Annotated in this window: 11 protein-coding genes; 6 read left to right on the top strand and 5 right to left on the bottom strand. The window is 63.3% G+C overall.

The window, feature by feature from the left end:
- On the bottom strand, positions 1–673 hold a 673-nt coding region (locus tag ACGLHT_RS20305), incomplete at its 3' end, for a thiamine pyrophosphate-binding protein (protein WP_394520148.1).
- Positions 674–843: 170 nt separating this feature from the next.
- Between ACGLHT_RS20305 and ACGLHT_RS20300 the strand changes: the two genes are divergently transcribed.
- Together ACGLHT_RS20300 and ACGLHT_RS20295 are read left to right on the top strand one after the other, a co-directional pair.
- Complete coding sequence (locus tag ACGLHT_RS20300) at positions 844–1725, top strand: LysR family transcriptional regulator (protein WP_025339213.1); 882 nt, start codon at positions 844–846, stop codon at positions 1723–1725.
- Between the two features lie 238 nt (positions 1726–1963).
- Positions 1964–3148, top strand: coding sequence for an MFS transporter (locus ACGLHT_RS20295; protein ID WP_025339214.1), 1185 nt, complete (start codon positions 1964–1966; stop codon positions 3146–3148).
- A gap of 211 nt (positions 3149–3359) precedes the next feature.
- Here the strand turns inward: ACGLHT_RS20295 and ACGLHT_RS20290 are convergent, their stop codons facing one another.
- The 4 genes from ACGLHT_RS20290 to ACGLHT_RS20275 all read right to left on the bottom strand — a co-directional run bounded on the left by ACGLHT_RS20290 (position 3360) and on the right by ACGLHT_RS20275 (position 8780).
- Positions 3360–4526, bottom strand: a complete 1167-nt coding sequence (locus ACGLHT_RS20290) for a M20 aminoacylase family protein (RefSeq protein ID WP_274079938.1) — start codon at positions 4524–4526, stop codon at positions 3360–3362.
- Positions 4527–4540: 14 nt separating this feature from the next.
- The gene (locus ACGLHT_RS20285; protein WP_085593406.1) at positions 4541–6169 is read right to left on the bottom strand and encodes an APC family permease; all 1629 of its coding nucleotides are present in this window, start codon (positions 6167–6169) and stop codon (positions 4541–4543) included.
- Positions 6170–6238: 69 nt separating this feature from the next.
- Positions 6239–7450, bottom strand: a complete 1212-nt coding sequence (locus ACGLHT_RS20280) for a diaminopropionate ammonia-lyase (protein ID WP_274121169.1) — start codon at positions 7448–7450, stop codon at positions 6239–6241.
- A gap of 79 nt (positions 7451–7529) precedes the next feature.
- Positions 7530–8780, bottom strand: a complete 1251-nt coding sequence (locus tag ACGLHT_RS20275) for a Zn-dependent hydrolase (protein ID WP_274121168.1) — start codon at positions 8778–8780, stop codon at positions 7530–7532.
- Positions 8781–8946: 166 nt separating this feature from the next.
- On the opposite strand from ACGLHT_RS20275, the gene ACGLHT_RS20270 reads away from it, so the two are divergent.
- The 4 genes from ACGLHT_RS20270 (at position 8947) to ACGLHT_RS20255 (ending at position 13178) form a co-directional block, all read left to right on the top strand.
- Positions 8947–9414, top strand: a complete 468-nt coding sequence (locus ACGLHT_RS20270; RefSeq protein WP_025339219.1) for an Lrp/AsnC family transcriptional regulator — start codon at positions 8947–8949, stop codon at positions 9412–9414.
- 369 nt (positions 9415–9783) lie between these two features.
- Positions 9784–10689, top strand: coding sequence for a LysR substrate-binding domain-containing protein (locus ACGLHT_RS20265; RefSeq protein ID WP_249352838.1), 906 nt, complete (start codon positions 9784–9786; stop codon positions 10687–10689).
- A 102-nt stretch (positions 10690–10791) separates the two neighbouring features.
- A complete protein-coding gene (locus ACGLHT_RS20260) occupies positions 10792–12048 on the top strand; it encodes an aromatic ring-hydroxylating dioxygenase subunit alpha (RefSeq protein WP_274121167.1) in 1257 nt (418 codons plus the stop codon).
- Positions 12049–12053: 5 nt separating this feature from the next.
- A complete protein-coding gene (locus tag ACGLHT_RS20255; RefSeq protein WP_025339222.1) occupies positions 12054–13178 on the top strand; it encodes a hybrid-cluster NAD(P)-dependent oxidoreductase in 1125 nt (374 codons plus the stop codon).
- Positions 13179–13184 lie beyond the last annotated feature (6 nt).

The following is a 13184-nucleotide window of genomic DNA, read 5'->3' as shown; positions in this document are numbered from 1 at the left end:
CGGTCTTGTCGATCAGCTGCTTGAGGACCTTGGCGGTCATCTTGCGGTTGGCGCCGGCGCCGATCACCAGGATCGGGTTGCGGGCGTTCAGCAGTTTTTGTACGGCAGCGTCGATCGCCACGTGCTCGGCCAGCGGGCGGCGGTGCAGGCTTGGCGGGATCGGCAGTGCGTCGGTCTGCTCGGCGGCGATGTCTTCCGGCAGTTCCAGGTGCACGGCACCCGGCTTTTCTTCTTCAGCCAGGCGGAAGGCTTCGCGCATACGGGCCGGGATGTTGTCGGCGGAGGCAAACTGGTGGGTGTACTTGGTGATGGGGTCCATCATGCCGCACACGTCGATGATCTGGAAACGGCCCTGCTTGGACTTCTTGATCGGCTTCTGGCCGGTGATCATCATCATCGGCATGCCGCCCAGGTAGGCGTAGGCGCTGGCGGTGACCAGGTTGGTGGCGCCAGGGCCGAGGGTCGACAGGCTGACGCCGGTCTTGCCAGTCAGGCGACCATAGGTGGCAGCCATGAAACCTGCGGACTGCTCGTGACGGGTAAGTACCAGCTTGATCTTCGACTTGCGCAGGGATTCGAGCAGGTCGAGGTTTTCCTCACCAGGAATGCCGAATACATACTCGACACCTTCGTTTTCCAGGCATTGCACAACGACATCGGCGGCCTTGGCCATTTGGGGTACTACCTCAAAATCTTTGTGGGATTGCAGATTTATTAAGCTGCGTGACTGAGATGTTGCAGGATGTCTCAGTGGCGCGCATCGTAGGCCCTCTGGTTAATAATAATAAATATATTGTTATGATGCTTGGCATCACAGTTTGTTATGAACGGTAAACCCCCTCAATGAACCTCAAGGCATTGCGCTGCTGCGTCGAAATCGTGCGCCAAGGCAGCTTCACCAAAGCCGCGCAGCACCTGCATATTGCCCAGCCGGCACTGAGCATGGCCGTTACCCGCCTGGAAGAAGAACTGGGCGTCACCCTGTTCAACCGCACCACGCGCAAAGTCATCCTCACAGCCGAGGGCGAACGCTTCCTGCCACGTATCGAATCGGCCCTGCGCGAAATGGATGTGGCCCGGCAAGAACTGCGCGACATGGCCGACCTGAAGCGCGGCGAAGTGCGCCTGGGTATCCCACCGATGTTCGGCCTGCACTATGTACCCGGCTTGATGAACGCCTTCCGCCAGCTGTACCCGGGCATTGCCATGACCGTGTTCGAAGGCAGTGCCGAGGACATTGGCCATCGCCTGGAACAACGGGAAATCGACCTGGCGCTGCTGGAGTCCAGGCGCGTGCCGCCCGACAAGGAATCGATCCTGCTGGGCAGCGACGAGATGCTGGCGTGCATGCACCCTGACCATCCCTATGCCGGCAAGGCCTTCCTCACGGCCGAGGACCTGCGCAATACCGACATGGTGGTATTCGACCGCACCTTCGTGCAGCGCCACCTGCTGGATGCGTTCTTCGCCGAACATGGCATCACGTACCAGGTAGCACTGCAGAGCAACTTCGTATCGCTGGTGGTACAGGCCGCGCTGGACAACATGGGCGTGGCGACCCTGCTGCGCTCGGTGCAACAACGCACGCCGGGCATCGTCGGCGTACCGTTCCAGCCAGCGCAGCAGATGAGCTTCCGCTTGTGCTGGCGGTCGGGGGAATACCTGTCGCTGGCCAGCAAGCGCTTCATCGATTTTGCCGCGCAGACCCATTACCTGGAGCGTTGATTCCACCCTGCCCCGCTGCCACAGTCATCACGCAGATCTGCTGTGGGAGCGGGTGTGCCCGCGAACACCGGCGCAGCCGGTGCCATCCTCCGCGCTGGATTCTTCGCGGGCATGCCCGCTCCCACAGGTGCTGTTCATGCCGCAGGTCCAGGAAGCCGGCCAGCTTCCTCGACGTCACCGTCACGGATTGACTATGATCCCGCCTTGAACGTTTCAGCATGTTTCAACAAGGATCCAGATGTCAGTTCAGGAATTACCCCCTCTCCCTAGCAAAACTACCGTCGCGAAGATGGAAGCCGCCATGGCGCTGGGCAGCTTTGCCATTGGCACCGGCGAGTTCGCCATCATGGGCCTGATGCCCGATATCGCCAGTAACCTGCAATTGAGCGAGCCCCAGGTGGGCCATGCCATCAGCGCCTATGCGCTGGGGGTGATGGTCGGCGCCCCGACACTGGCGATCATCGGTGCCCGGCTGTTGCGCAAGCACATGCTGCTGTTGTTGATGGCGCTGTATGCCCTTGGCAACCTGGCTACCGCCTTCGCCCCCTCGTTCGGCGGCCTGGTCGCCTTCCGCTTCATCAGCGGCCTGCCCCATGGCGCCTACTTCGGCATCGCGGCGGTGGTGGCCTCGAGCATGGTGGCCAAGGACCAGCGGGCGGGGGCCGTGGCCCGGGTGATGATGGGCCTGACCCTGGCCATGTTGCTCGGCAACCCGGTTGCCACCTTGCTGGGCCAGTACTTCGGCTGGCGCTCGGCGTTCGTGCTGGTTGGCGCGATCGCCCTGTGCACCATCGCCCTGGTCTGGCGCTTCGTGCCCCAGCGCCACGATGAAGTGCGCAGCGACCCGCGCAAGGAACTGCAAGCCTTCACCCTGCCGCAGGTGTGGATGGCGCTGGGCATCGCCTCGATTGGCTTTGCCGGCATGTTCTGTGTGTTCAGCTACCTGGCGCCAACCATGTTGCAGGTGACCCAGGTGTCGCCGCAGTGGATTCCGTTCGGCCTGGCGGCGTTCGGCGTCGGTGGCATTGTCGGCAACATCGCCGGAGGCAAGCTGTTCGACCGCCTGCAGTTCCGCGCCGTCGGGCTGGTGCTGGTGTGGTCGATTGCCGTGCTGCTGTTCTTCAGCTTTGCTGCCCAGGCGCTGTGGAGCCTGCTGCTGGGCATTGGCCTGGTCGGCACCATGATTGCCCTGGCGGCGCCGTTGCAAATCCGCCTGATGGACATTGCCCATGAAGCGCCAAGCCTGGCGGCGGCGTCGAACCATGCGGCGTTCAACCTGGCCAATGCGCTGGGGCCGTGGCTGGGTGGCATGGCGATTACCGCAGGCATGGGCTGGACCAGCACCGGGTACATCGGCGCGGCTACGGCGCTGGTCGGGCTGGGGATCTACCTGGTGGCACGGCGGATGAAGGGTGGGCACTAAGGCCCGGCTTTTCGCTTGATACTGGCGCCTAACGTTGGTTTGGCACGATCCCTTGTAGGAGCGGCCTTGTGTCGCGAAAGGGCTGCAAAGCAGCCCCGGCAATCCATGCGGTGACGCTGAAACCCTGGGGCTGCTTTGCAGCCCTTTCGCGACACAAGGCCGCTCAGAAGAACGCGTCAATCCTGGGGATCGCACCGCATCGCAGCAGGCATCAACGCGGCAGGCTGACCCTGACCACCTCGGCAAAATAACGGGCACCGGTTGCCAGGATCGCATCGTTGAAATCATACGAAGCGTTGTGCAACGGCGTAGCCCCCGCCTCGCCCTCGGCACCATTGCCGATGAACACGAAGTTGCCCGGTACCTGCTGCAGGAACGCACCGAAGTCCTCGGAAATCATCATCGGCATCACCTCGGCATTCACCGCCTGCGCCCCCACCACATTGCGCGCCGCCGCCACGGCAATTTCCGTGTTCGCCGCCCAGTTCACTGTCGGCGCAAACTCGTGGCTGTACTCGAACCGGCAGGTTGCACCGTGCAGGTGGCAGATACCCTCGCTGATCTCGCGCATGCGCTTTTCCAGCAGGCGTTGCACCTCGGGGCTGTAGCTGCGGGTGTCACCCTTGATCGTGACATGGGTCGGTATCGCATTGCGGATGCCATCAGTGATGAACTCGGTGCAGGAAACCACTGCCGACAGGCTCGGGTCGACATTGCGCGCGACAATGGTCTGCAAGGCCAGCACGATCTCGGCACCGATCACCATCGGGTCGATACCCATGTGCGGCCGGGCGGCATGGGTGCCCTTGCCCTGGATGTGAATGACGAAGTTGTCCTCGCTGGCCATGATCCCACCGGCCCGCGTGGCGATATGGCCAGCCGGCATGCCCGGCATATTGTGCGCGCCATACAGGGCATCGACCGGGAAGCGCTCGAACAACCCATCGGCCATCATCGCCTTGGCCCCCCGCCCATGCTCCTCGGCCGGCTGGAAAACGAAGCGCACGGTACCGTTGAAGTTACGCTCGCGGCACAGCAGGTCTGCGGCACCCAGCACCATCGCCATGTGCCCGTCGTGACCACAGGCGTGCATCTTGCCGTGGTTGCAGGACGCATGCGGCCGTTGATGCGCCTGTTCGGTGATGTTCAGGGCATCCATGTCGGCACGCAGGCCGATCACGCCCGGGCCGTCACCGACAGTGAGGCTGGCAACCAGGCCGGTGCCACCGATGCCACGGTGCACTTCCAGGCCAAGGCTGGCGAGGATGCTGGCGACCTGTTCGGCGGTGTCGAACTCTTCAAAGCCGGTTTCCGGGTGCCGGTGAAACGCGTGCCGCCAGTGCTTGAGGCGCACTTCGAATGCTGGGTCGTTGTTCATGTTTGAAGCTCCTGTTACTGAGCCAACGTCGGGCGTTGACCGGAAGGCTGGGGTTCATCCGCAGGCGCTTGGCCGTGCCAGATGACGCTTTCGCTCAGGTATGGCGTGCGATAGCCGCTGCCCACACCCAGGCGGTAGAACGCGAAGGCAACTGCGCTCACCACGACCATGTCCAGGCCCTCTGGCAGCAGGCCGATACCGCCGAACGCCTCGCTGCCCAGCCACGACACCAGGGCAATCGCCGGGAGATAGCCGATCAGCCAGGCAGCGGCGCGCAGCTCGCGAGCGAACCCCGCCCAGCCGGCTTTGGCCTGGTAGTAGAAATAGATAGGCAAGGCACCGATCACCAGGAGGATCACCTGGCCGGTCAGCGGCCAACGGGCCCAGTACAGCACCAGTGAGGCACAGATGAAGGCAAATGGCGCAATGATGCCCATGCCCTTCAGGCGCAGCGGGCGGTGGATTTCCGGCGCTGTAGCGCGCAGCGACATCAGGCTGATCGGCCCGGTCAGGAACGAAATCACCACAGCCACCGAGATCACCGCCGCCAGTACGCCCCAACCACGGAAGAAGAACAGGAAGATGAAACTCACCGCCAGGTTCAGCCACATCGCCTGGCGCGGCACGCCATACAGCGGATGCAGGTTGCCGAAGATCTTCGGCAGGGTGTTGTTCTTCTCCATCGCATAGATCATGCGCGCAGTGGTGGCGGTATAGATGGAGCCGGTACCCGAAGGGCTGACGAAGGCATCCAGGTACAGAAGCATGGCCAACCAGTTCAGGTTCAGCGCCAGTGCCAGTTGCGCCAGGGGCGAATCGAAGTTCAGGTTGTGCCAGCCTGCAGCGATGCTCGCCGGGCTCAAGGCCCCGATGAAGGCCACCTGCAACATCACGTAGACCACCAGCGCAATCAGCACCGAGCCGACCAGGGCGAACGGGATGCTGCGCCCGGGGTTGCGCGCCTCGCCGGCCAGGCTGACCGGGCTCTGGAAGCCGTTGTAGCTGAACACGATGCCACTGGCGGCCACTGCCGTGAACACTGCAGACCAGCCATACGGCGCAAAGCTGGCAACCGAGCCGTCGCCGAAGTTCTGTGTATTGAACTGGGTCGAGATCAGCGCGACGGCGGTCAGCGCAGGCACCACCAGCTTGAACACGGTGATTGCGGTGTTGGTCTTGACGAACAGCTTCACGCCCCAGTAGTTCAGGCCGAAGTACACCAGCACCAGGCCCGCACTGGCCAGCAGCCCGCCATGGGTCAACTCGCCGTGGTGCACCAGCGCCTGGGCCCACGGGAATGGCCAGGAGGCCATGTACTGGATCGAGGCGATCGCTTCGATGGGGATCACCGACACGATGGAGATCCAGTTGGCCCATGCCGCCAGGAAGCCCACCAGCGAGCCGTGCGAATAGCGCGCATAACGCACCATGCCGCCGGACTCAGGGAACATCGCGCCCATTTCCGCATAGGTCAGGGCAATCGCCAGCACCACCACCGCACCGATGACCCAGGCCAGGATCGCCGCCGGCCCGGCGATGGCCGATGCATGCCAGGCGCCGAACAGCCAGCCTGAACCGATGATGGAGCCAAGGCCGGTCAGCATCAGCGACCAAGGGCTGATGTCACGTTTGAGTTTGTTCATGGAATCTCCGCTTGTTTTTCTTGTGTGGAGCTGACGGAGGGCCGGTAATACCCGGCCCTCTGGGGTGGATCAGGTACGTACCCAGGCTTGCTGGCGGGCCAGTACCGAGCTGGCCGACTCGCCCAGCAGGTCGGCATATACGCCGGGGGCAGTGGCGCCTTCGGTATTGATGAAGAGGATGCGGGCGTTGCCGTCGATACCCAGGTCGGCAGCTGCGCCAGCATCCGTTACCAGGCGGGCAAGCCCGGCCAGGCCGGCGACGCCGGACTCACCGGCCACCAGCGGAATGTCGCGAGCGCTGCCAGCCGCCAGGCGGCGCATGGCGGCGACAGCTTGGTCATCGCTGATGGTCATGAAGTAATCGACGCTCGGCTCCAGGAAGCGCCAGGCCAGCGGCGATGTCTCGCCGCACGCCAGGCCTGCCATTACCGAGTCCACCGAGCCGGTCGCCCTGGCCGGCTTGCCGAGCAAGGCGCTCTGGTACAGGCAGTCCGCCTGCTCCGGTTCGACCATGACCAACAGCGGGCGCTGTGCGCCGTAGTGCTCCCACAGGTAGCTGACGATGCCGGCCGCCAGGCCTCCCACACCGCCCTGCAGGAACACGTGGGTGAAAGGCGGTTGCCCGGCAGTGGCTTCGATGATTTCCGCAGCGATGGTGCCGTAGCCCTGCATCACGTCACGCGGGATCACTTCGTAGCCTTCATAGGAGGTATCGGAAACCACGGTCCAGCCATTGCTGATCGCCAGTTCCGCAGCATGCTCGACCGACTCGTCGTAATTGCCGGCAATGCGCACGATCTGCGCACCATAGGCCGCAATCGCCTGTTCGCGCTCGATGCTGACGTTGGCATGCAGCACGATCACGCAGCGGCAGCCGATGCTTTGCGCGGCGGCCGCCAGGCCCTTGCCATGGTTGCCATCGGTGGCGCTGACCACGGTGAACTGCGCCAGCAGGTCGGCGTACTGGCCTTCCAGCAAGCCACGCGGGTCGAACTGCTGCGCGGGGAAGGTACGCCGGATCAGCCTGACCAGGGCAATCGGCCCGCCCAGGGCCTTGAAGCTGCCCAGTTCCGAGCGCACCGATTCATCCTTCACCGACATCTGGGCAACACCCAGCTCGGCAGCCAGGTCAGGCAGGGTGTACAGCGGCGTAGCGCCAGCGTTCAAGCGCGCCCAGCCGGCCAGCCACTGGCGGCTTTCTTCAGCCCTGGCAATGCTCATCACCTCTTGCAACGCTTGCGGGTAAGGCCGGCGGCCAGCCTTGGGGTTGGAAACAAACATGCGGTACTCCTTTCTGCAGGCAACAGGAAGCCCATGCCGCTGAAACCAGGCTTCAGCGGGCGGGGCATTACAGTGGGGATCAGGCGTGGGTCAGGCGACGGCTGACCACATCCAGCAGCACCTGGGCGCCCTGGATCAGTTGCTCGTCGTCGGTATGCTCGCGCGGGTTGTGGCTGATGCCGCCCTGGCTGGGCACGAAGATCATCGCGGCGGGGGCAATGCGGGCGATCATTTGCGCGTCGTGGCCGGCGCCAGAGGTCATGCGCCGGTGGCTGAAGCCGAAACGCTGGGCCGAGGCTTCTATGGCATCGGCCAGGCCTGCGTCGAAGATCACCGGTTCGAAACGCACCAGGCGCTCGGTGGTAATGGTCACCCCTTCACGCTCGGCAAGCGCCTCCAGGTATTGGCTCAGGCGATTTTCGGCGTAAGCCAGGCAGGTTTCGTCGGGGTCGCGCAGGTCGACGGTGAAGGTGACCTTGCGCGGGATGACGTTAATCACGTTCGGCTCGAACTGCATGCAGCCCACCGTGGCCAGGGTCGTGCCGGAATCCACGGCCATGGCGCGCAATTCGGCAACGATGGCACTGGCGACGAAGCCTGCGTCATGACGCAGGTGGGTCGGCGTGGTGCCGGCATGGTTGGCGTGCCCTTTCACCTCTACTTGCTGCCAGGAAATGCCCTGCAGGTTCTCGACCACGCCAATCAGGGTGTTCTCGGCTTCGAGGATCGGCCCCTGCTCGATATGCAGTTCGAGGTATTCATGCGGCACGATGGCGCCAGGCTCCAGCGTGCCGGCATAGCCGATGCGCGCCAGTTCATCGCCAAGCCGCGTACCGTCGGTGCCAAGGGTGTCCAGCGCCTGCTGCAAGGGCAGGCCGCCGGCATATACCAGTGAGCCCATCATGTCGGGCTGGTAGCGCACACCCTCTTCATTGGTGAATGCGCCGACCGTGATCGAACGCTCAGGCAAGCGCCCGGCATCACGGTAGGCCCGAATCACCGCCAACCCGGCCAGCACGCCATAGCAGCCATCCAGGGCTCCGGCGTTGGTGACGGTATCGATGTGCGAACCCATCATCAGTGGGCGTTGCTCACCGCTGTCGGCGACAGCGCGCAAGGTACCGAAAATGTTGCCGATGCGGTCGACCTGCACGTCGAGGTCAAGTTCGCGCATCCAGCCGACCAGCAGGTCGCGCCCGGCCTTTTCGGCATCGCTCAGGGCAATCCGGGTGCGCCCGCCGTGGGTGGCGTCAGCGCCCACCTGGCCGAGTGCACGGATCTGCTGCAGCAGCAAAGCGCCGTTCAGTTGCAGTGGGGTACTCGCATTCATCAACCGTTTCTCCCTGGGTGCAAAGCCTTGGCTCTACACCGCCGTTTTTGTTCATGGGAGAATTCTATTCGCTCGCCATGTACGAAAAGCTTGATTTTTGGCCTTCGCACGCACTTTTATTACGCGTTCCCGGCGTTTACCGCTGTTTACCTACAGAGGCCCCTTCATGCCCCTCGATCACTTCGACCTGGCCCTGCTCGATGCCGTGCAGCGCGACGCTGGTACTTCACAGCTGGACCTCGGTGCGCAGGTCAACCTGTCCTCGGCAGCGGTCAATCGGCGGTTGAAGAAGCTGGCGGCCGACGGCGTGATCCGTGGCACGGTGGCACAGGTGAACCCGGAGCAGCTTGGGTACACGCTGACCGTGATCACCGAGGTTGAAGTGGAGAACGAGCGGCTGGACCTGCTGGACGAGATGAAACGCACCTTCCTCGCCTGCCCGCAGGTGCAGCAGTGCTACTACGTGGCCGGGGAATGCGATTTCGTGCTGATCATGCTGGTGCGGCACATGGAGCAGTACACCCAGCTGACGCGCGAACTGTTCTTCGAGAACAACAACGTCAAGCGCTTCAAGACGCTGGTGTCGATGAGCAATGTGAAGACGGGCATGTTCGTGCCGACCCTCACGCCTTGAAGCCTTTTTGCGGTCCCCTGTAGGAGCGGCCTTGTGTCGCGAAAGGGCTGCGTAGCAGCCCCAGCTATTGTTGCGCTGAAGCCGAGATCGCCGGGGCCGCTTTGCGGCCCTTTCGCGACACACGGCCGCTCCTACAGGGGATCGCGCACTCTTCAAGTCTTACTATTAATTGTCATGTTTGTAATATCACAGCAATCGGCAACTGTGCATCATGAAACAAGTTGCCAAGATGCGTGCCAGTGCATTTATCAAAATAACAATTACCAGGCGGGTCGACTTGTTCTTCCTGCCCCACAACCGTGTCTAAATAAAATGACAACTCAAACAGGCGCCTTCCAACAAAAAGGTTATCGAAGAATCATTCCGTCGATGACCGCCTTGCTGCAATTCGAAGCCGTGGCCCGGCTCAACAGTTTTACCCAGGCAGCCATTGAGCTGGGCGTGACCCAGGCGGCAGTCAGCAAGCAGATCAAGGCCCTCGAGGAAAACCTCGGGGCGCTGCTGTTCCATCGCTCGCACCGCAGCATTCACCTGACCGAAGGCGGCGAGATCCTCTTTGCCAGCATCTCCGAATCACTGCAGCGGGTGGCCAGCGCGTTCGACCAGATCACCCACATCAGCCACCATCAGGAAATCGTGCTGGGCTCCACCGCACCCTTCTCGCAACTGCGCATCATGCCCCGTCTGAACGCCCTGGCCGACGCCCTGCCGCAGGTGCAGCTGCGCCTGGCCACGCAGATGTTCACCGGCGATCTGCGCAAGCGCGACTACGACCTGGACGTACGCTACGGCAACGGCCAGTGGGACGACGGCGAAGCCATCCTGTTGTTCGAGGAAGAAATTTTCCCGGTCTGCGCCCCTGCCTGGCTGGCCCGCAACAACCTGCCCGTCACCTTGGAGGAACTGGCCGGGGCCGGGCTGCTGGATGCCGACTCCACCTCCGAGGGCTGGGTCGACTGGCCTGGCTGGTTCCGCGAACTGGGCCTGGCCCCGGCAGCACCCCGCTACAACCTGCGCTGCAGCCTGTACACCGATGCCATCAACGCGGCATTGGCCGGCTACGGCATTGCCCTGGGCTGGGGGCGGCTGGTGGAGCACCTGGTGAGTACCGGCGCGCTGGTGCGGTTGGAGCCTTTCACCGTACGCACCCGCGAATCCTATTACATCGTCGTGCCGCACGGTCGGCCGGCATCGGTGTACACCCGTGCGATTGCCCATTGGCTGCAAAGCCCGGCGCCTACGCACGACAACCCGTTCCTGCATAACCTCAGGTAATGGGAAATGGAAAATTAAGCGCATTGACGCTATTCGAGGGCACTTCAATAATTCGCCGCACATGGCTTTATCAATTAAAAATAAAAGTGCCTGAGGACAACAATGAGCAGCCCAATCAATAAAACCCATCGCGAACTTGTCGATGCGCGCCAACCGGGCTTCGGCATGCCTGGCGAGTTATACAGCCGCCAGGATATCTTCGACACCGATATGGATATCTTCTTCCACAAACACTGGATACAAGTAGCCGTTACTGCCGATGTCGATGAGCCCGGCGATGTGTTTACCGTGGATATCGGCAAGGGTTCGGTGCTGATCCTGCGCGACGATGACGAACAGATCCGCGCCTACCGCAATGTCTGCCGCCACCGTGGCGCACGCCTGAAAGAGCCTGGCAAGTCCACCGTCGGCATGCTGGTGTGCCCCTACCACCAGTGGACCTACGACCTCGACGGCAGCCTCAGGCACGCCAGCCACATGGGCAAGGCATTCGACCCCAAGTGCCGCAGCCTGATCCCGGTGCACTGCAAGGTCATCGGCAGCCATGTGCTGGTGTGCCTGAGCGACACCCCACCGGACGACATCAGCGACCTCGAAGAAGTCATGGGGCCACGTTTCGCCCCCTTCGACCTGACCAACACCCGCATCGCCTACGAACTCGACTACATCGAAAACGGCAACTGGAAGCTGGTGATGGAAAACAACCGCGAGTGCTACCACTGCGCCGGCACCCACCCGGAACTGATCGTCTCGTACCAGTCCGAGGACCTTGGCGTCAGCCTGGAGGAAATGAGCGACGAAGCGCGTGCGTCCTATGATGCCTATCAGGTGCGCAAGGCCGGCATCGAAGCCGACTGGGCCAGCGCCGGCCTGCTGTACGAGACCGTCGAACACCTGCAGGACAGCTCACCCACCCAGTTCCGCACCCAGCGCATGATCATCGCCGGCAGCGGCGAGTCGCAAACCCTCGACACCAAGGTGGCCTGCAGCAAGCTGCTGGGCAACCTCACCCGCCGCGACCTCGGCGACACCCACCTGTGGGGCAACAACGCCTGGGCTCACGTGATGAGTGATCATGCCATGATCAGCTGGATCATCCCGCTGTCGCCGGAGCGCACCCTGGTGCGCACCAAATGGCTGGTGCACCGCGACGCTATCGAAGGTGTCGATTACGACCTGCAACGCCTGACCGAAGTGTGGGTAGCCACCACCCAGCAGGATGCCGCGCTGGTTGCCATCACCCACAGCGGTACTCAGGACCCCGCCTTCGAGCCGGGCCCCTACTCCACCTTCACCGAGCCGTACGTCGACCAGTTCGCCCGCTGGTACGCCTCGCGTCTCGCCGCACACGGGGTTTGAAGGCCATGACCGCACTGCACAGCATCGCCGGCCTGCGCGCCGACCAGCGTTTTACCGACAGCGACCACTGGGCCGCCCACGGGGCGCAATGGGCCAGTGGCGAAAGCCGGCGCATCGAATGCCTCAGCGTGGTGGACGAAACCCACGACGTGAAGACCTTCACCTTCCACAGCCCGGATTACCATGCCCTGGCCTACGAACCCGGGCAGTTCCTGACCGTGTCGCCGGTGATCGGCGGGGCCAGCGTGTCGCGCTGCTATACCCTGTCTTCCACGCCAACCCGGCCGTTCACCTTTGCCATCACGGTCAAGCGGGTGCCGGGCGGCACGGTGTCCAACTGGCTGCACGACAACCTGCGCCCGGGCCAGGCCCTGGCTGCCTCGGGCCCGGCCGGGGTGTTCACCCCGGTGGCCGGCCCGGCGCGCAAGTTGCTGTACCTGTCGGCCGGCTCCGGGGTCACCCCGCTCATGGCCATGACCCGCGCCGCCGCCGACCTGCACGCCGAGCTGGACATCGTCTTCGTGCACAGCGCCCGTACGCCGAAGGACATCATCTTCCGTGAGGAACTGGCGCAGCTGGAGCGTCGCATGCCACAGCTGCGCACCTTGTTCTTCTGCGAAAACCAGGGTGACGAGGCCGACTGGAACGGCCCGCTCGGGCGCCTGTCGCTGGAAGCGCTGCAACGCGAAATCCCTGATTTCAAGGACCGCGCCGTGTTCACCTGCGGGCCCAAGGGTTACATGGACGCCACCAAGGCGCTGCTGGCCGGTGCCGGTTTCGACCTGGCCCGCTACCACCAGGAAAGCTTCGACATCAACGCCGAAGCCGAACCTGAACCCGCTCCGGTTGCCCCGGGCCAGGCCCTGGATACCTTCACGGTGCACCTGGCCCGCTCGGGCAAGACCTTCACCATGCGCGCCGACCAGACCGTGCTGGCGGCTGCCAAGCTGGCAGGCGCCGTGGTGCCTTCGTCCTGCAGCCAAGGGGTTTGTGGTACCTGCAAGACGGCGCTGCTGGAAGGCAGCGTCGACATGAAGCACAACGGCGGCATCCGCCAGCGCGAGATCGACAAGGGCCTGCGGCTGCTGTGCTGCAGCCGCCCCACCTCGGACCTGGTGGTCGACCTCTGACCGACA

This window comes from Pseudomonas sp. PsB, from assembly GCF_043658375.1.
GTDB classification, from domain to species: Bacteria; Pseudomonadota; Gammaproteobacteria; order Pseudomonadales; family Pseudomonadaceae; genus Aquipseudomonas; species Aquipseudomonas putida_Z.
This window is presented reverse-complemented; position numbering and strand designations above follow the sequence as displayed.

What these genes read in the sequence shown, in the direction of transcription:
- ACGLHT_RS20300 (WP_025339213.1), top strand. Translation starts at nt 844, where the DNA reads ATGAACCTCAAGGCATTGCGCTGCTGCGTCGAAATCGTGCGCCAAGGC.
- ACGLHT_RS20295 (WP_025339214.1), top strand. Translation starts at nt 1,964, where the DNA reads ATGTCAGTTCAGGAATTACCCCCTCTCCCTAGCAAAACTACCGTCGCG.
- ACGLHT_RS20290 (WP_274079938.1), bottom strand. Translation starts at nt 4,526, where the DNA reads ATGAACAACGACCCAGCATTCGAAGTGCGCCTCAAGCACTGGCGGCAC.
- ACGLHT_RS20285 (WP_085593406.1), bottom strand. Translation starts at nt 6,169, where the DNA reads ATGAACAAACTCAAACGTGACATCAGCCCTTGGTCGCTGATGCTGACC.
- ACGLHT_RS20280 (WP_274121169.1), bottom strand. Translation starts at nt 7,450, where the DNA reads ATGTTTGTTTCCAACCCCAAGGCTGGCCGCCGGCCTTACCCGCAAGCG.
- ACGLHT_RS20275 (WP_274121168.1), bottom strand. Translation starts at nt 8,780, where the DNA reads ATGAATGCGAGTACCCCACTGCAACTGAACGGCGCTTTGCTGCTGCAG.
- ACGLHT_RS20270 (WP_025339219.1), top strand. Translation starts at nt 8,947, where the DNA reads ATGCCCCTCGATCACTTCGACCTGGCCCTGCTCGATGCCGTGCAGCGC.
- ACGLHT_RS20265 (WP_249352838.1), top strand. Translation starts at nt 9,784, where the DNA reads ATGACCGCCTTGCTGCAATTCGAAGCCGTGGCCCGGCTCAACAGTTTT.
- ACGLHT_RS20260 (WP_274121167.1), top strand. Translation starts at nt 10,792, where the DNA reads ATGAGCAGCCCAATCAATAAAACCCATCGCGAACTTGTCGATGCGCGC.
- ACGLHT_RS20255 (WP_025339222.1), top strand. Translation starts at nt 12,054, where the DNA reads ATGACCGCACTGCACAGCATCGCCGGCCTGCGCGCCGACCAGCGTTTT.